The sequence below is a fragment of the Bacillus sp. JFL15 genome (assembly GCF_001184225.1).
Lineage (GTDB): Bacteria > Bacillota > Bacilli > Bacillales > Bacillaceae > Bacillus > Bacillus siamensis.
Window position 1 is genome coordinate 2803315 of sequence record NZ_KQ236689.1, and the last position, 18484, is coordinate 2821798.

The 18484-nt window shown below is 45.7% G+C and carries 22 protein-coding genes; 16 read left to right on the top strand and 6 right to left on the bottom strand.

Annotated elements, in window-relative coordinates:
* The first annotated feature begins 1 nt into the window (after position 1).
* The 15 genes from AD710_RS14140 (at position 2) to AD710_RS14210 (ending at position 12675) form a co-directional block, all read left to right on the top strand.
* A complete protein-coding gene (locus tag AD710_RS14140) occupies positions 2–3823 on the top strand; it encodes a transglycosylase SLT domain-containing protein (protein ID WP_049628318.1) in 3822 nt (1273 codons plus the stop codon).
* On the top strand, positions 3816–4475 hold the full coding sequence (locus AD710_RS14145) for a LysM peptidoglycan-binding domain-containing protein (protein WP_016936442.1): 660 nt from the start codon (positions 3816–3818) through the stop codon (positions 4473–4475). The genes AD710_RS14140 and AD710_RS14145 overlap by 8 nt, the downstream gene beginning before the upstream one ends.
* Positions 4476–4488: 13 nt before the next feature.
* Positions 4489–5466: an XkdQ/YqbQ family protein gene (locus tag AD710_RS14150; protein ID WP_049628319.1), complete on the top strand. Its 978-nt coding sequence runs from the start codon at positions 4489–4491 to the stop codon at positions 5464–5466.
* The gene (locus tag AD710_RS14155) at positions 5466–5732 is read left to right on the top strand and encodes a DUF2577 family protein (protein ID WP_049628320.1); all 267 of its coding nucleotides are present in this window, start codon (positions 5466–5468) and stop codon (positions 5730–5732) included. The genes AD710_RS14150 and AD710_RS14155 overlap by 1 nt, the downstream gene beginning before the upstream one ends.
* A 143-nt stretch (positions 5733–5875) precedes the next feature.
* Positions 5876–6301, top strand: a complete 426-nt coding sequence (locus AD710_RS14160; protein WP_049628321.1) for a DUF2634 domain-containing protein — start codon at positions 5876–5878, stop codon at positions 6299–6301.
* The gene (locus tag AD710_RS14165; RefSeq protein ID WP_049628322.1) at positions 6294–7340 is read left to right on the top strand and encodes a baseplate J/gp47 family protein; all 1047 of its coding nucleotides are present in this window, start codon (positions 6294–6296) and stop codon (positions 7338–7340) included. Before AD710_RS14160 ends, AD710_RS14165 begins: the two co-directional genes overlap by 8 nt.
* Positions 7324–7902, top strand: coding sequence for a YmfQ family protein (locus AD710_RS14170; protein WP_049628323.1), 579 nt, complete (start codon positions 7324–7326; stop codon positions 7900–7902). The genes AD710_RS14165 and AD710_RS14170 overlap by 17 nt, the downstream gene beginning before the upstream one ends.
* Positions 7899–8171 (top strand): hypothetical protein, encoded by a 273-nt coding sequence (locus AD710_RS14175; protein WP_016936435.1) that lies wholly within the window; start codon positions 7899–7901, stop codon positions 8169–8171. The genes AD710_RS14170 and AD710_RS14175 overlap by 4 nt, the downstream gene beginning before the upstream one ends.
* Positions 8172–8173: 2 nt before the next feature.
* Positions 8174–9787, top strand: coding sequence for a hypothetical protein (locus AD710_RS19895; RefSeq protein ID WP_049628324.1), 1614 nt, complete (start codon positions 8174–8176; stop codon positions 9785–9787).
* A 12-nt stretch (positions 9788–9799) separates the two neighbouring features.
* The gene (locus AD710_RS14185) at positions 9800–10180 is read left to right on the top strand and encodes an XkdW family protein (protein WP_016936433.1); all 381 of its coding nucleotides are present in this window, start codon (positions 9800–9802) and stop codon (positions 10178–10180) included.
* Between the two features lie 3 nt (positions 10181–10183).
* Positions 10184–10381 (top strand): XkdX family protein, encoded by a 198-nt coding sequence (locus AD710_RS14190; RefSeq protein ID WP_045925711.1) that lies wholly within the window; start codon positions 10184–10186, stop codon positions 10379–10381.
* Between the two features lie 48 nt (positions 10382–10429).
* Positions 10430–11191, top strand: a complete 762-nt coding sequence (gene xepA / locus AD710_RS14195; RefSeq protein ID WP_049628325.1) for a phage-like element PBSX protein XepA — start codon at positions 10430–10432, stop codon at positions 11189–11191.
* Positions 11192–11242: 51 nt separating this feature from the next.
* Positions 11243–11506 carry a hemolysin XhlA family protein gene (locus AD710_RS14200; protein WP_049628326.1) on the top strand — a complete coding sequence of 88 codons (264 nt, stop codon included), beginning with the start codon at positions 11243–11245 and terminating at the stop codon, positions 11504–11506.
* Between the two features lie 13 nt (positions 11507–11519).
* Positions 11520–11783 (top strand): phage holin, encoded by a 264-nt coding sequence (locus AD710_RS14205; protein WP_016936430.1) that lies wholly within the window; start codon positions 11520–11522, stop codon positions 11781–11783.
* 13 nt (positions 11784–11796) lie between these two features.
* A complete protein-coding gene (locus AD710_RS14210) occupies positions 11797–12675 on the top strand; it encodes an N-acetylmuramoyl-L-alanine amidase (protein WP_045925709.1) in 879 nt (292 codons plus the stop codon).
* Between the two features lie 36 nt (positions 12676–12711).
* Here AD710_RS14210 and AD710_RS19635 read toward each other — a convergent pair whose 3' ends face one another.
* From AD710_RS19635 to AD710_RS14235, 6 genes are all read right to left on the bottom strand, one after another.
* Positions 12712–12870 carry a hypothetical protein gene (locus AD710_RS19635; RefSeq protein WP_176465383.1) on the bottom strand — a complete coding sequence of 53 codons (159 nt, stop codon included), beginning with the start codon at positions 12868–12870 and terminating at the stop codon, positions 12712–12714.
* 62 nt (positions 12871–12932) lie between these two features.
* Entirely contained in the window at positions 12933–13103 is a 171-nt protein-coding gene (locus AD710_RS14215) for a type II toxin-antitoxin system SpoIISB family antitoxin (RefSeq protein ID WP_003154807.1), read from the bottom strand.
* Positions 13103–13849 carry a type II toxin-antitoxin system SpoIISA family toxin gene (locus AD710_RS14220; RefSeq protein WP_049628327.1) on the bottom strand — a complete coding sequence of 249 codons (747 nt, stop codon included), beginning with the start codon at positions 13847–13849 and terminating at the stop codon, positions 13103–13105. The genes AD710_RS14215 and AD710_RS14220 overlap by 1 nt, the downstream gene beginning before the upstream one ends.
* Before the next feature lie 106 nt (positions 13850–13955).
* Positions 13956–14954: an inorganic phosphate transporter gene (locus tag AD710_RS14225; RefSeq protein WP_032874611.1), complete on the bottom strand. Its 999-nt coding sequence runs from the start codon at positions 14952–14954 to the stop codon at positions 13956–13958.
* A 12-nt stretch (positions 14955–14966) separates the two neighbouring features.
* A complete protein-coding gene (locus AD710_RS14230) occupies positions 14967–15584 on the bottom strand; it encodes a DUF47 domain-containing protein (protein ID WP_032874614.1) in 618 nt (205 codons plus the stop codon).
* A 283-nt stretch (positions 15585–15867) separates the two neighbouring features.
* On the bottom strand, positions 15868–17184 hold the full coding sequence (locus AD710_RS14235; protein WP_049628328.1) for an APC family permease: 1317 nt from the start codon (positions 17182–17184) through the stop codon (positions 15868–15870).
* A 321-nt stretch (positions 17185–17505) separates the two neighbouring features.
* Here AD710_RS14235 and AD710_RS14240 point away from each other — a divergent pair, with 321 nt between their 5' ends.
* Positions 17506–18456: a ring-cleaving dioxygenase gene (locus tag AD710_RS14240; RefSeq protein ID WP_016936424.1), complete on the top strand. Its 951-nt coding sequence runs from the start codon at positions 17506–17508 to the stop codon at positions 18454–18456.
* Positions 18457–18484: the final 28 nt, after the last annotated feature.

The window sequence follows — 18484 nt, forward strand, 5'->3', positions numbered from 1 at the left end:
CTTGGCAAAGCTGACTGCACGTTTTGATTTAGAGGACAAGGTATCCAAAAAACTGAAAAGGATACATAAAGGCTTTAAAGAAGTTGAAAAGAAAGCGAAGACAATTAATCGGCAGATCAAAATCAGTATTAGAGCTGAAGATCAAGCTTTCTACAAACTGAGAAAAATCAATGATTATATTATTCTGAAATTCGCAAAATCCCTTCAGATTAAAGTGGCTGTTGATGATCAAGCTACCGGCACACTGGAAGCTTTAGAAAAAAAAATGAGGCTTCTCCCCAAAAAAATGAATATTTCTGTTTCTTTAACCGAACATGTGACACCTGTTTATAAAAAACTGAAAAAAATGTTATCAAATCATGCATTTTCCTTTCTTCTGACGGCTGATGATCAAATTACATTGAAAGTCAAAAAAATAATAGGCTATATCAAGCGGAATCTGAAAAAGGGCTACACTGTAAAATTAAAAGTGATTGACGAGATCACAAAAACCGTCAATCGGTTAACATCTGTTCTGAGGCAATTTGAAAAGACCTACTATGTCAAACTGGAAGTAAAGGATAAGGTTACTGACAAAGTTAAGAACCAGGGAAGTCCTCTTGAATATAAGGAAGATAAGCCTAAAAAAGGTGAAAGTGAGAATTCCAAAAAAACCTCAGAAAATGAGTCTGACAAAAAGCCTGGATGGGCTGGTAAAATAAAAGGCTGGCTTAAAGACTGGTGGACAAAATCAGCATGGCCTTGGATAAAGGATACACTGAAAGAAATTGGCAAGGCGTTTGTGGATCGATTTAAGGAAAGGCTGATGGAAAAGCTGAAGGATGACGTTTTTGATAAAATCATTGACAAAATCCTTGGTCCTCAAAAAAAGAAAGATGCTGAAGGCAAAGAGGAAACAGAAAGCAAAATTAAAAACCGTAATACAGGAGGATGCTGCTGCGATTGCGGAGGAAGCAGCGCTCCGGGAAGAAAGAGAAATAAAAATCCCCGTAAAAAAAGAAAAGGTCCGGGTACAAGGAAAACGCCTGGAAAGACCCCTTCAAGAACAATCAGAGTGCCTGGTAAAGTTATAAAGAATCGTCAGGAGAAATCTTCAGGAAACAAAACGGCTGGTTCAAAGATGAAAAAATGGTTCGGAGATTTAACCTCAGCCGGTGAAGAATCCTCTAAATTAGGAAAAGCACTAAAAGGATTGGGAAAATTCCGTAAAGCAATCCCTTATATCGGGAATTTGTTATCTTTATCAGACCTGCAAGGAACAAATAAAGATAATGTCGGAGAAAAGGTTGGTACGGTCGGAGGGCGTATTGCCGGTATGGAGGCCGGAGGTATTGCCGGGGCAGAAGCTGGTGCGGCAATCGGCAGTTTCGCAGGACCCGCAGGCACTGTGATAGGCGGAGCTGCGGGCGGTTTGGCAGGTGGAGCTATAGGCGCATTCGGCGGAGAAGAAGCTGGGAAATCAATCGGTAAGATGTTTGATACTTCTAAGTTAAAAGAAGATATATCCAAAACGCTGTTTAATGGGAGCTGGTGGAACGAGAAATGGACCGGGGTAAAAACATCTGCCGGCAATACATTAGGCGGTCTTGGGGGTACGTGGGACAATATTAAGAGTACTGCGTCTACGTCATTTTTTAATAATTCGAATTGGTGGGCTGAAAAAGCGGGTTATGCATATGGAGCTATGGAATCTACTCTTTTTAACAGTGATTGGTGGAAAGGAAAATGGGAAGGAGTAAAAGGCTGGACATCCGAAAAATGGGAAGAAGCCTCTTCTATATGGAATGACGTACAATCAAATGTAAAGAAAACGGTCTTTAATAAAGATTGGTGGAATGGAAAATGGAAAAACGTACAAAGCTGGGGTAAAGATACTTGGGAAAATAGCCAGGAATTATGGGGTAAATTTCAAAGTAAAATTAAGGAAACTTTGTTTAACAAAGATTGGTGGTCTGAAAAATGGAATTCGGTTAAACAATGGGGCGAAAATATATTAGGAGATTCAATGGATGCTATTAAAAGTGCTGGCGGGAAAGTGGTTAGCACTGCTAAAAATATAGGCGGAAAGGTAAAAGAAACTGCAGGGAATATTGGGAATGGTGTGAAAGACTGGCTTTCTGGAGTATCTTCAAGTTTCCAGAAAGGGAAAAATAAAGCTTACAAAGACTTTCATTATGACAAAAACGCCACAGGCGGCTTCATTACAAAGCCGACCATTTCGTGGATCGGTGAAGCCGGTAAAGAATTTGTTATTCCCGTTGACAACAACCGCGGCCGCGGGAAAATGCTGCTTTCACAAGCTGCGTCTAAGCTTGGCATGCGTGTCGTCGACGATATGGGAGCGGCTTCGGCTCAGTCTTCCGCTGCATCGGCGGGAGCGGGCGGTGTTTCTTCTTCGGCGTCTGTATCAGCCTCTGCGTCTGTGGATGCTTCCGGATTTGCCGGGACGGCTTCATCACTCGGCAAACAGTTTACAGAAGGCTTTGACAGCGGGATCAGCAATAAAGCAGTGGATATGGACGGCTGGAAAGAGAAAAACATCGGTACGCCGTTTAACGCCCTCATTTCGTCTTCGCCCGATTACGGAAAGCAAGTCGTTGCGGGCTATGCGAAAGGTCAGAATACGTCACAGACGGGCACCGATTCGTTTTTAAAAACAAAGGTGAAAACACCTTATCAATCGGCGGTCAATCAATCGTCCTCCTGGGGCACCGCTACAGTTAAAGGATTTTCGGCCGGACAGAATGCAAAAGATACGGGAACCGCACAATACGTGAGCACACACATCAATAAACCGTTTGTGCAATCAAGAGATTCTGCGAACGGCTGGGGGTCAGGCCTGATCGGACACTTCGTATCAGGGATGAATGCGAAGGGAAGCGAAGTCAAACAGGCGGCCAAAGATTTGGCCAAAAAAGTCGAGGACGCATTCAGGGAAGAGCTTGATATTCACTCTCCTTCCCGTGTCATGATGAGTCTCGGACGCTTTGCTTCAGTCGGCGTCGTCAAAGGGCTCAGCTCAGTTGACGTGAAAAAATACGCCGAAAAACAGGCAGGCTCGCTTGCAGCGGCCTTTTCCGGCATGGGTGCAGCGGGAGGAAGCGTCAAAGAGTGGCTGTTGGCCGCAATGAAAGCGACCAATACTCCGATCAGCTGGCTTCCCGGATTAATGACGATCGCACAGAATGAATCAGGCGGCAATCCTAATTCCATTAACTTATGGGATAGCAATGCCAAAGCCGGCCACCCGTCACAAGGGTTAATGCAGACGATCCCAAGCACCTTTGAAGCTCATAAGGCGCCGGGAATGAATGATATCAGAAACCCAATCCACAACGCCGCTGCCGCTATCGGCTATATTAAAAGCAGATACGGCTCGATCAACAATGTGCCGGGGATTAAGAGTATGGCGCACGGCGGCCCATACGTCGGTTATGCCAACGGAGGCCTGATTACGAAGGAGCAGATCGCCCGTGTCGGCGAAGGGAACAAACGGGAGTGGATCATCCCTGAAGAACGGGGCATCCGCGGCCGTTATCTGCTTCAAAAAGCGGCTCAAGCGCTCGGCATGGAAGTGTCCGATCCGTCCCAGACGGAACCCGCAGCGCTTTCAGCCGGCACGGTTTCCGCAGCCGTTAAAGGCGGCGGACAAACCGTGCAAAAAACGGGAACAAAAGAGATCAAAATCGAATTCAGCGGCGATCAGCATTTCCATAACGGACAGGACGCCGACAGCCTCGCTGCCAAAATCAAACAGGCGCTGATTGATGAACTGCAAAAAGACATTTATACCGGAGCAAAGGGGGCCGTTGCTTTTGACTAAATCTGTTTACGAATTTTGGCTGTCACAGGGGAAGGACAAGCTCCGGCTTCCCGTTCTCCCTGAAGCGATTGATATCGCAAACAGCGTGCAGAATGATTCCGTGAAAGTCACGGGTCTTGGAGAGGTGACGTTTATTGAAGAACCGGGAGCGAAAGAAATTTCGTTCTCTTCTTTTTTTCCGAAACGATACACCCCGATTGCCGAATATCAAAGCATCCCTTCGCCGGAAAAAGCAATTTCAGCCATTGAAACATGGATGAAAGCGAAAAAACCCGTTCAGTTTTTGATTACAGGGACAAAAATCAATGTCACATGCAGTATTGAAAGTTTCAATTACAGCGAAGGTGACAATGAAATCGGCGACCGGAATTTTGATATCGTACTGAAAGAATATAAAACCGCTTCGCCAAGAAAAATCAAACAAAAGAAAAAAACGAAAGCGAAGCGCCCATCCAAAGCTTCACCCAAAACATATACCGTCAAAAAAGGGGATACGCTTTGGGACATCGCCGGCAAGTTTTACGGAAACCACACGGAGTGGCGGAAAATCTGGAACGCGAATAAAACCGCCATGATTAAGCGCAGCAAACGGAATATCCGGCAGCCGGGGCATTGGATCTTCCCGGGGCAGAAGCTGAAGATACCGCAATGAAACGGGTGAGAAGATGATTGAACTATTTGTCATAAAAGAAACGGAGTGGCTCGAGCTTGTCACGGAAAGCGTAACGCTGGAAGGACACAGATATCAGGCGCCCCGCTCCATCGAAGCGACAATTGTCGTAAAGCAGGGCAGCCAGACGTATTACGGCGTATCAGAAGGGGATACGGTTTTGTTCAAATGGAACGGAAAAGAGCTGTTCCGCGGCATTGTCTTTGCAAGAACGCCGGATGAGCATACCGTCGCCTTCACCGCATACGATATGCTCCAATACCTTGTGAAAAACCAGGACGTTTATGTGTTTTCCAACAAGCGCGCCGATCAAATATTAAAAAGGATCGCCAGCGATTTTCAAATTCCCGTGACATCCATTGCCAACACAAGGCATACCATTAAATCACTCGTTTTCAAAAATGATACAAGTCTTTACGATATGATGTTAAAAGCGTTAAAACAGACAAAAAGCCAGACGGGCCGCAATTATCAGCTCTATTCAGAAAAAGGCAGACTCGGCTTGCGTGAATGGCCGGACCCGTCTGACATTTGGGTGCTGGAAACAGGAGTTAATATTACAGGGTATCAATACAGCACTTCAATTGATGATACCGCAACCCGTGTCGTCATGCGGCTGCAAAAAGACGATAAAACCGTGAAAGCTTCCGCGTCAGACAGCGCGGGCATGAAAACATTCGGCGTTTTACAGTATACCGAAACGGTTTCTGACGACATTAACGAAGCCCAGCTGAAACAGCGCGCAAAAGTGAAGCAGGCTGAGAAAAAAGGCGTAAAGAAAGAGCTGAAAAATATACAGGCGATCGGCATTCCGGGGTTGGAAAGCGGATTGCCGGTCTATATCTCAATTCCGGAAATCGGGCTGAAGAAAACTTATTATGTAGATACGGACCGCCATGAATTCCAAGGAACAAAGCATACCATGACGATTGATGTCACGGAGAAAAATTCACTTCCGGAGGGGACATCCTGATGAGATTAAGCGATGCTATTAAACATTTAGCCGTCGGGGCGGTTGACGCCGAAGCACCGGTGGAGCTGATGACAGCGGAAGTGACCTCGGTTTCTCCGCTCGAGCTGAAGCTGAAAGATCACGACAAACTTTTGATCCCGTCTGATGCACTCATTGTGCCGAAGCGGCTGCAATCCGGCGGAGATGATCAGCTTCAGGCAGGAGACCGGGTGATGACCGCCGCATTAACAGGAGGACAGTCCTTTTTTGTGCTGGATAAAATTTAACCGCATTCGATGAATGCCGGGAGTGTGACTTTGAAAATTCATCCGTCTGGACAGAAATGTATTAAAGATATCAGCCTGTTAAAGCCGCTTCATTTTCTGAAGAGGGCTTTTTTACATGAACAAATCAAAAAGGAGCGGGTGCAATGGCCCTGACACCGGAAATCGAATTTGAAGATTTGGAGGATGCGAGTGAGGCCATTGAAACTTCACAAACCTACCGAATTGATTTTGAAAACAACCGGATTACCAATGAACTGATAAACGGACTGGACGCCATCAGACAATTCGTCTATATCGCTCTTCACACAGAACGGTATTCATATTCGGTTTTCAGCCATGATATCGGGAATGAACTGCAGGAAGTGCTTTCTGATCAGAGCACGACGGATGCTTATAAAAAAATGGAGATTCCAAGACTGATAGAAGAAGCCTTGCTGTATGATGACCGGATTTTGGCTGTTGCCAATTTTGAGATTGAGAAAAAAGATGATGCCTTCATCGTCTCTTTTACCGTTGAAGCGGATGAGGGCATGCTTGAGATAGAGGAGGTGCTGGGAGAGAATGTTTGAAGCTCAGACGTTTGACGGCATTATGGACAGAATGCTGGCGCGCATTACGGCGGATATTGATACGAGAGAAGGAAGCGTCATTTACAATGCGCTCGCGCCTGCGGCCGCTGAGCTCGCAAAGTCTTATATTTGGCTTGATACCGTGCTGGAGCTTGTTTTTTCCGATACGGCTCAAGGAGAATTTCTGGACAGGCGGGCTGCCGAAGCGGGAATTGAACGAACACCTGCCACAAAAGCGGTCAGAGCCGGAGAATTCACAGCGGGCATCACCATTCCGACAGGCTCCCGTTTTTTCGTCGAGAACCTGTATTTTCAATATACAGAGGATGGAACGCTCGAATGTGAAACGGCCGGAGAAGCGGGGAATGCCGGCATTACAGGCCAAAATCTGCTGCCGCTTGATACGATTCCCGGGCTTGAGAAAGCGGTCATGGGCGATATATTAATTCCCGGCCGTGAGGAAGAAGATGACAGCAGCTTAAGGACACGATATTTTACCCGAGTCCGCCGGGAGGCAGTCAGCGCAAATAAACAGCATTATAAACAGTGGGCTGAAGAAGTGGACGGTGTCGGCAGAGCGAAAATCTTCCCGCTTTGGAACGGAGACGGAACGGTGAAAGTTGTCATCACAAATGCGAATTTGGAACCGGCATCAGATATTCTGATCAAGAAAGTAAAGGATTATATTGACCCGGATGAAGGCCAGGGAGAAGGCCAGGCGCCGATCGGAGCTGCAGTAACAGTGGAAAGCGCGGTATGGAAAGAGATCGAAATCTCCGCTTCCGTGCTGCCTGAACTGAACAGCTCGATCGATGACGTGAAAGCGGAGATTGAAAAAGGCATCCTGAATTTATTTAAGAAAATGGCCTTCGAAGAAAACACCGTCCGCTTATCACAAATTAACAACATCGTTTATAACGCGGCATCCGTCAGTGACTACGCAGATATCAAAATGAACGGTGCGGCGGAAAATCTTGTGCTCAGTGATGTGGAAATTCCTAAACTCAAAGGGGTGACAATCCTTGAGCAGACTCGATGAGATGACGGCATACCTCCCGCCGTTTTTAACTCAATTAAAAGAGATGGCGGAAATTCTTGAGGCGGAAGCTCCCGAGTTTGAGCGGCAGAATAACGATATTTTCGATTTGACAGACCAGCTTTTTATTACGACGGCGACGTGGGGGCTTGACCGCTGGGAAAAAATATTAAAAATACCGCGGGAGTCAGATGACACGGAAGACATGAGACGGCTCAGGCTGATCTCGAAGATGTCGAATATTCCGCCCATTACGCATCAAGCGATTGAGCAGGCGCTAAACCGGTTTTTAAAACATCCGTCAGCTTACGTTCGGATGTTTCCGGGGGAATATCGTTTTTATGCCGATATGGAGCTTGATGACCTGCAGTACATGAACGACCTGATTGAAACGCTTGAAAAAATCAAACCCGCTCATTTGGCGTATACACTCAGAGCCGCATTAAACGAAACACTGGAAATCAAAGACCGGGTCATTCTCAACAATCGGAGATACCGAAAAGTCAGCGAACTGAAGGTCGGTTATTCCGTCACACTCAACAATAACGAGGTGGTCTTACCATGATATCAGCCGCATATAGACAGCGTGCCGCAGCCGATTTGAAAAACAGGATCACAAAAGTGCTGTTAAACGGCAAGGAAACACCGATTGCGGACATTTCTGTAAAAGATGCCGCAGTCACTGTTCTCACACGCAGAGAAGAAGACATTAAACATATTGAAACCGTGCAGATGCTTGACGAAACAGGGAGCATCATCACAGAACGAAAAACAAATTTGGACCTCAGCAATAACAGAACGCTTGATTTAAGATTTACTTTTGAGGTGGTGTAACGATGGCTTACGAAGAAAAAACAGACTGGCTTCCGGACGATCCGATTAACGAAGATGACGTCAACCGCTGGGAAAAAGGCATAAAAGACGCACACACGGATCTGGCGGCCCATAAAAATGACATGAACAACCCGCACAAAACGACAAAGGCCCAAATCGGCCTCGGAAACGTAGACAACGTCCAGCAGGCAGCAAAAAAAGATTTCGACCAGCACAATCAAGATCAGAACCGGCATGTGACGATAGCTGATAAGGATAAATGGGATGCAGGACAGCTGTTTAAAATCACTGCCGATAATGGCACTCAGAAAATCAATTTAACTTCCGGCTCGTTTTATGACTCGTTAAAAGACGTTGGTTCTGTAACTTTTTACGGAACCAATGCAGTAACAGACAACCCGTCAAATACGAGCCTGCGCGGTATGCAGTTAGTGGGGCAGCCTGGAATAGGTAATGGTTATGCCGTAGACGTGAAGGGTAACGCATGGTGGTTTTACTATAACTCTAATCAAACAGCAATCAATTGGTATCCTATAGAGTCTACAACTGATGTGCAATCAAAGATAGATGCCCATGCTAATAAAACAGATATTCACGTAACAAAAACTGATAAAGACAAATGGAACAATTCGCAGTTAAATAAAATTTCGAATGATGACGGCCAGCCGTTATTAAATGTCACAACTGATCTTCATGCTGAACTGTTAAACTATCCGTCATTAACCTATTTCTCATATGAAAAAACTGCGGCGAATACCCCGCCTGCAGGCGGACGCGGGTTTTGGACCTGCAGCGTCGGAAAGTCATATGGTCATGTTCTTGCCATGACAAATGACAACAGAACATTTCGTAAGTCTTTGGCAAATAACGTTTGGAGTGATTGGGTTGAGTTGGACAGCACAGAAGATGCACAAAAACTAGTAGACGCTCACGCCAATAAAAAAGACATCCATGTCACACAGGCGGATAAAAATATGTGGAACGGCGGGCAGCTTTCCAAAATCACAAACGACAGCGGCGGCATTCTTCTCGCGATTGGTGATGAAGATAACTTTCTTGAAAAAATTGTGAAAAACGGCAGGGCGTTCGGCACCTTTTATTCAACCGGCAAAGCGGCAAACAGTCCGAGCAATGCTTCGACCCGCGGCATGTTTCATTTTACCTCTCTTGACAGTGAGGGAAAGGGAACGTTTGGGTATGTCATTGCCATCGATTATAAAAATAATATGTTCACGAACTATTTGGATTTGAACTTGGGCTGGCAGGGCTGGAGGCGGATCGTTACCGAACTTGATACTGAAAATGTTCCTTGGGTAAATGTTCCTTATAAAAATGGCGCTAAGTCAGGAGACAGGCCGCTTCAATATCGCAAAGTGGGAAACACCCTTCACCTGAACGGACACGTTCTTACGGACAGAGAAGTGGTATTCGGGAGTGTGCCATCCTCTTGTGCGCCGGCCAAAGGCGTTGTGACTATGGTCGCAGCCAGTGGCACCACCGGTTACAGTAAGATTGTTATTTATTCTAATGGAGATTTGAAGCTGACGGGAATTATGGCCAATATAGAAAATAATGTTAACGGCTATTACATTGATCTTGTTGTGGCCCTCACGTAAAGGAGCGAGAATATGAAATTAATATTTCCGTATGACAATGACAACATTTATACAGGCAGTCCGGTTGAGCTTTATCCGGATTCTGAGACAGGAGATTATATAATGCCGGCTAACGCTGCGGACTTTCCGCCGGAAATAAACGGCGAAGGCATGTGGCGCCCATTTTTTGATGAGGAAAAACAAGAATGGGTGGAAACGGCTGATGAAGCATATAAAAACAGTTTAAAAAAAGATATGGCTCCCGATGCAAATTCATTAAACCAGCTTGCGGGCCTCGGCGCGCAGCTGGCAAATGAGAAATTGGCCAGAAAAGCAGCCGAACAAGCACAGCAGTCACTCGGCGTGCAAATAGCATCTTTAAAACTGGAACTCTTAAACGTAAAAGGAGAATGAAAAATGAAGAGACTTAACTTTTGGGTTTACGCTTTGTTTTATAAGTGGGCCTCAACAGAAATGGTCAAACAGGCTATGGGCTATAATGACTGTTCTGCCGAAGATCTGGCTGAAGGGGTGGCCGCGCACTATATCACCCCTGAGGAATTTCAAGAAATAACGGGTGAAACATACGAAAACTATAAAAATGCTGTGTCATAAGCCAAACGGCTTTTTTTATTTGTCATTTTTAAAAAAGGAGGATGGCCAATGATAAAGCATTCATTTGAATTTCCCGCTGATCAACTTGGCAGGCCAGGCGCCGTAAAAGCTTATCGCGGTAGCAAAAACGATTATGCCACACCGGTTGCTGATTTGTCCGGAATGGCAGAGCTGCTTACCAACACGCCGCTGCAGGCAATTGAAGTTTACAGCCAATTCGGACAAGACCGTTTAGGGGCCGTCTTAATAGACAGAGCACAGGGGTGGGCTTATTCGGACCGCAACGGAACTCTTTTTATCGAAGAGAGCGAGGATAACAATTCGTGGACAGCTTCACATTCTGTCACAGTCACAGGCGGAGTGCTGACCGCTTCGGGGTGGGTCTGCCTGACAAAAAGATATTACCGGTTCCGTTTTGAAAATGGAAATCAAAAGCAGTCCGAATTTGTTTTATACCAATCCGTCGGTACGGGCGGTGATATGGCGTTTTCATATACAGACGTGATTTTTCATGAAGATGCAGCAGAGGCGGGAGAGGGAGTCATCTTCTCAGCGGGCGCCTGGAAAAAACTTCTCGTCGAAATCACCGGCACGGCTGAGTCGGGCCATGTCGCGTTTTGGGGAAGGTCTATCTCGGGGAAAAATGTGACGATCAGGGGAATCAGATCTGACGACGGAACCTCAGCCGCCGGCACGTCAGGCACAGGAGAAGTGTGGTTATTTGATATTGCCGGCTTTAAAGAAATCGTCATGGAAATCAAGAGCATTTCCGGCGGCAGCCTGTCTGTCAAAGGCACGGCATTTTCTTAAGAATGAAGCTTCCGAAGGGAGGTGAGAACAATGTAAGAGGGGGGAGCAGAAGTGCTTCTGGATGAACAAGCGGTGCAAAAAGAATTCGCAGGCATTAAAGGTGAACAAAAGGTGCTTGAACAGCGGGTGGCCGCATTAGAGCGGGTATCCGACCGGCAGGATCAGCAAATCATGACGCTGAATGAAAAACTGAACAAAATTGACGAAAACACAACATGGATTAAGCGGACCATTACAGGAGCGATCGTGACAGCAATCTGCACGGGCATCATTGGCGGAGCCATCGCCATCATGTACAATCTGCTGCAAAAGTAAGGGGGAAACCGATATGAAATTCGCGGACAAAGGCACGGTCGTCAGGACGGTGCTTCTTTTGCTTGCTTTATTAAACCAGACTTTGCTGATGTTCGGCAAATCGCCGCTTGATATTCAGGAGGACCAGGTCAGCCAGCTTGCAGATACACTGTATGCCGCCGGATCGGCCGTTTTTACGATCGTAACGACAGCCGCAGCCTGGTTTAAAAACAATTACGTCACAGCAAAAGGGAAAAAACAGCAAGCTTTATTAAAAATAAACAATTTATCGAAATAGGAGAGATGAGAACATGGTGAAAATCACACAGGATTTTATCCCGGCAGGAAACAATAACCGCCCCGGCTATGCAATGACACCGATTTACATTACGGTGCACAATACGGCCAATACCGCAGCCGGCGCTAACGCCAAAAGTCACGCAAACTATGTGAAAAACCCCGATACGCCGACAAGCTGGCATTTCACAGTCGATGATACGGAAATTTATCAGCATCTTCCGCTCAACGAAAGCGGATGGCATGCCGGAGACGGAAACGGGGACGGCAACCGCAAATCTATCGGTATTGAAATTTGTGAAAATGCCGACGGCAACTTTTCAAAGGCCGTGGCAAACGCCCAATGGCTCATCCGCACATTAATGACGTCGCACGGCATCCCGCTTTCAAATGTCGTTGCGCACAAGCATTGGTCAGGAAAGCTTTGTCCGAGAAGACTGTTGGATACATGGGACGAGTTTAAGGCGGGAATCGGTTCTGAGGAAAGACAGACGTATACTGTTCAAAAAGGAGATACGCTGTCGGCCATCGCGCGAAAATTCGGCGTCAGTGTGGCTGATCTTCAGAAATGGAATAACATCGCAGACCCGAATTTGATTAAAGTCGGACAAGTGCTGTTTGTCAGCGCGCCGGTTGAAGCACTGTATCCTCTTCCTGATGAGGTGATTCAGCTGACAGAGCCGTACACGTCCGGTGAAAAAGTATACCAGGTGCAAAACGCGCTCGCCGCGCTTTATTTTTATCCTGAAAAAGGAGCTGTCAATAACGGCATTGACGGCATCTACGGACCGAAAACCGCAAATGCCGTGGCCCGATTCCAATCTGTAAACGGACTGCCGTCTGACGGCATCTACGGTCCCGCTGTAAAAGCGAAAATTCTGATGCAGCTTTAAAAAATAAAAGGCTGGGTCCCGATCACATTACGGGATTCAGCCTTTCTTCTTTTTTAATCGGTTCAATAGCCCGAGACTCCTCGCCCGCATCCTCAGCGAATAAGCGGAAAGCCCGAACCGTCCGTAATCCACAAACTTTACGCGCCTTACAATTTTCTTCACATCATCACCTGTCGCATCTCTTTGTTGTTTTATTATATGAAATATAAGGAAAAAAGGAATAAGGACAAGAGCCGTGTCTCCTGTCCTTAGTGTAATCAAGCTTTTTTTTGTTTATACTTGTCAATCAGCCGTTCGTTTTCTTTGAAAATTCTGGCGGTATGAGGGCTGACCTGGTAACTTGCGATACTTGTCATTGAGCGTTTTTTAAACATTTTGAACGGTTTCGCTCTTTGTTCCGGCTGCCCGTTTTGAAATGCCTGCTCCATTATCCGTCACCTTCCTCTTCTATTGGCAGCATTAAATCATAAATGCTTGTTAGCGATGTGAAAAGCAAATAATCGAATTCCGTCAACAGGTTTTCTGACGTCAGTTTGATCACATAATGGCGGTCCTGGACTGTAAACGGAATAAGCACAAGCCTGCCCTTTTGATCATAGTAGACGTCCTTTCGGTTAAGGCGGGACTGAACGTCTGCCGCATCAGGCATATGCTCCGTCAAGCGGTCCTTATCCGACTGTGCTGAATAGTCGCACAATGAAGCCGTGACATTCATTTTTTCTGCATAAGCGGCCAGCAGTCTGCTGATGCCTTCTGCATAAGCTTCTGTACTTCCATAATATACATGGATCGGTTCATTTTTCAACAGATATTGATAGGTTTTCAGTTTTTCAAGATAGGAGTGAAGCATTTCATTATTTTCTTCCAAAATCTCCCTTGTATCCGTCTCTAATTCATTGCCGGCGAGCTTTTTGATATATGCGCTCAAAAAGATAAACGCATCAATAAGAGCAAAGCAGACGGCAACAATCAAATATTGTCTCCATGCGGAAAAGAGCGATTCGGGATCATATGTCCAATAGACCATGGAGCCCAGTACAAATAGTAAATACCACGTTTTACGGATGGCAAACATTTTTTCTTTTACCTTTGCCTCATACCGCCAGGATGCGTATACATATAAAATGAGTGCGGCGGCCATCGTCCACACCATGATCTGAAAAAACACAAGCATGAGCATCCCTCACAATTCGAAAAATGGTCTGCTATGTTCATTCTATGTCATGACATCATTTTCCTGTCACAAAAAAACCGCTTCTGTAAAGAAGCGGATGCCGTCATTAGAAAAAGAGATCTAAGATGAAAAAGGCGATGGCGCCGAGTGTACCTGCAATCGGCAGGGTGATGACCCATGTAATGAGCATCCGTTTAGCCGTTCCCCAGTTTACGCCTTTTACGCGGTGGGAAGCGCCCACACCGAGAATGGAAGACGAAATGACGTGCGTCGTGCTGACAGGGAGATGAATAAACGTGGCCCCGAAAATAATGGCTGCGCCGGTTAAGTCGGCAGATACGCCGTTTACCGGACGGATTTTCATAATTTTACCGCCGACGGTTTTAATGATTTTCCAGCCGCCGATGGATGTGCCGAGACCCATTGCAAGGGCACAGGAGAGCTGCACCCAAAAAGGAATCGCATCACTTTTATGTAAATTGGCCGTCATAAGCGCCATCGTAATGATACCCATCGCTTTTTGCGCGTCGTTTGTTCCGTGTGTATAGGACTGAATGGCAGCCGTCAAAATCTGCACTCTGCGGAAGCGTTTATTTGTTTTCGCCAGATTGCTGTCTTTAAAAATCAGCTTCACGATCGAATATACGATAAAGCCGAGAACAAAGGCGATGATCGGTGATAAAATAAGTGCTTCGATAATTTTAATGAACCCTTTATAATTAAGCGTCGCAAAACCTGACGCTGCAATGGCCGCACCGGCGATCGCTCCGATAATCGCATGTGAAGAGCTGCTCGGAATGCCGAAATACCATGTGATCAAGTTCCAGACGATTGCGGCGAGTAAAGCAGCAAGAATGACAACCGATCCGTTGTCTAATGTATAAGGATTCACAATATCTTTCGTAATGGTTTTCGCCACACCGGTAAACGTCATGGCTCCGAGAAAGTTCATGATGGCGGCCATGATAATCGCGTGCCGCGGCTTCAGCGCTTTTGTCGAAACTGAGGTGGCGATTGCGTTGGCGGTATCGTGAAATCCGTTAATGAAGTCAAATACCAAAGCGCAAATGACAATTAATATCGTTAAAAGTAATAGAGTATCCATTATAACCCCTCGTTACGCGTTTTTCATAATGATGGTTTCAAGATTATTGGCAACGCTTTGGCAAGAGTCAGCAATTTCTTCAAGCGTTTCGTAAATTTCACGATATTGGATCACTTTGATCGGATCTGTTTCATGGCCGAAAAGATTTTTTAATGATTTTCTGTGCAGGTTGTCACAGTTGTGCTCATACTCTTTAATTTTGATGGCGTGAGGCTGAATGTCCTTTAAGCGGTTTTCTGCCAACAGCTCAGTTGCAATTAAAATTTCTTTCGCACATTCTCTAATGTATCCGCTGAATTTGTCGATATGCTCGTCTGATGAAGTAATTGAGAAAATCTCCATCATGGCAGAGAAATGTTCAATTCCGTCAAGCACATCATCCAGGCTGTTTGTCAGCTGAAGGATATCTTCGCGTTCAATAGGAGTGATGAATGCTTTGTTAAGCTCTTTAATCATGACATGAACATGATTGTCACCTTTTGTTTCGTATTCTTTTAACGTATCTGCAAATTCTTTAAGTGTTGTTTGGTTTGTGACTTTAAAGTTCACAAAATACTCTGCAGTTTCATCTATATTTTTTGCGATTTCTGTTAAAAGGAGTGAGAACTTATCTTTTTTTCTTTTTATCATTAAAAACCCTCCATTGTTTGAATGAGACAATGCACACATCAAATTATTATATAGCCTTTTGTCGAAAAAAAACAGATAAAGTCGAAAAAAACGCCTCTTGATTTTTTCGTAAAAACGTGTCTCATCCTGTTTTCTTATGTTACCCACTTTGCCAAAAAAACGTAACATACTTCGAATTCAGACATCTTGCTTAAAAAGTATAACAAAAGATGTGAATTTGCTGTCAACTTTTGCACGTGATTTTGCCGAAAAAAAACGGCTCCTGTAAAAGGAACCGTTTTTGTCAGTCATTTCTGCGGTTTTTCAGCCAAAAATAAAGCGGGAGTCCGGCAAGACCGATCAAGATGGAAAGCCCGCAGCTCAGTGTATCTGTAATGATCGTGCTGATCAGCACAAACAGTGAACCCGCTATGGCCAAAACAGGAATGACCGGATACAGAGGCACGCTGTAGGCACGCGGTTTTCCGCCGCTTTTTTTTCTTAGAATGAAAACGGCGAAAAAGGCCATGACGTAAAAAATATAAATCATGAAAATAGAGATTTCAGACAGCTTATCAGGGTTGCTGATGATCATAAAAATAATGGCCAGCGCGATCTGAAATGACACGGCAATCCAAGGAGTGCGGAACGTCGGATGCACCCGTGAAATCTGTCTGGCAAACGGCAGCTGTTTCCGTTCTGCCATTGCAAACGAGACACGCGGAAACGCGAGAATCTTTCCGTTTAAACAGCCGAAAATGCTGACGATGATCCCAACGCTGATCAATTTTCCTCCGATACCGCCAAACAGCATTCCCGCAGCGGTGCCTGTGGCATTTTCACCGAGTTTGACAATGTCGGTCGCGGGAAGAATGTGCAGCAGTGCGAAGTTAATGAAAAGATAAATGGCGGTGACAACCAAGAGTCCGCCCGTCATCGCTCTCGGGAGAAGTTTTTCCGGGTTTTTCATTTCACCGCCGAGAGCCGCAAGCAGGATCCAGCCGTCATAGGCGAACAAGGTAGCCAGTATGGCAGCGCCGAAATTCATTTCCGACATGCTGCTTGTGACGGCTGTGAAAATATGCTGATCGCCTTTCCAAAGGCCGAACACAATCATGCAGATAATCGGAATCAATTTGCCGACCGTCGTAATTCCTTGGACGATGCCGCCATATTTCGTTCCGATAATATTAATGATGCTTAAAAACAAAACGGCTGCAATTCCGATCAATTTAGACCAGCCGGAATCCCAATTGAACAAGTGCGCCATCAAAGAGCCGAAATACAAGCCGATTGCTCCGATAATCGCGGGTCCGTAAATGATGATTTGCACCCAGCCGCACAAAAAGCCCCAAAATTCGCCGTACACTTCTTCAAGATATGTATAAAGTCCGCCCGTTTTCGGAATCTGAGTGCCGATTTCCGCAACGGTCAGGCCGCCTGCTAGCGTCAAAATGCCTCCTAACAGCCACGCGATAAGCGCGGTTTTTGCATCACCGGAGTAGGCAAGCACGGCGCCTGGTTTCATAAATACGCCGGAACCGATGATGGTGCCGATAACAAGTGAGAGGGCGATGGTAAGGCCGATCTCTTTTTTTAGTCCGTTTTCTTCAATCTGCATATCCTTTCCCTCCAGATGTAAAATCGTCATGCTGAAAAAACTATTTTCCATATTGTAAACCCTAATTGCTGAAACGCAAATAAAATAAATTTTCTGATTTCGGTTTTTGGCTTAAAAACAAAGGTTTTCGCTTTTGATAAGGAAAATATCTTATTTTAAAAACGAACATTAAGAGTTTTAAAATTTCTATAGTTCGTTATTTTGAAGGCGGAAATGTGCAGACCGCCGGCAAAGCAGATGTGTTGACTTTATGCTCCGGATAACATAAATTGTATATATAAAATATCTCGAAATCGAGATAATTGAGTGGAGGATAACATAATGAAAGTTAACGGAATACACCATGTATCAGCAATGACGGCTGATGCGCAGAAAAATTTAGATTTCTATCGGGACATCCTGGGACTGAAACTTGTGAAAAAGTCCGTAAACCAAGATGAACCGACGATGTATCATTTGTTTTACGGTGATGAAACAGCAAATCCGGGATCTGAATTGACGTTTTTCGAAATTCCGCGGATTGCGCCGTTTCATGCGGGAACAAACAGTATTTCTTCAATCGGCCTGCGTGTCCCGGATGCACAAGCGCTGCAATATTGGAAAAAACGATTCGAAGAGCATCAGGTCGCTCATGGCGACATCGTGACAATAGCGGGCAGAGAGACACTCGCTTTTCAGGATCATGAAGGACAGCGGCTTGTACTGACGGCTGACGAAAAAGGAAAAGACATCGGTGAAGCGGTGAAACAAAGCGGCATTCCGGAAGAATATTCTTTCCGCGGTCTTGGTCCCGTTGAATTGACTGTCCCGTATGCGGAGCCGACGTTGCGTGTGTTAACCGATGTGCTCGGCTTCACTGAAATCGGAAAAGAAACCCATGAAGACCGGGGCACAGTTACAGTGCTGGAATCAGGAAACGGAGGCGCGCGCACGGAAGTCCATCTGATTGAAAGAAACGATCTTCCGCGCGAGCGTCCGGGGAAAGGCAGCGTCCACCATGTGGCCTTCCGCGTTCAGAATGAAGAGGAGCTTGCTTTATGGCACCGCATCATTACAAAAGAAGGTTTCAGCAACTCAGGCATCGTAGAGCGTTATTATTTCAAAGCGCTGTACTTCCGGGAACCGAACGGAATTCTGTTTGAATTGTCAACGGACGGTCCGGGATTTATGGTTGATGAAAAACCTGAGGAGCTCGGCAAAACGGTGGCGCTTCCGCCTTATCTCGAACACCGCCGTTCTGAAATAGAAGCGCGGCTGAAACCGATTCAATAAATCAGGAATAATGACAGATGCCTCCCGC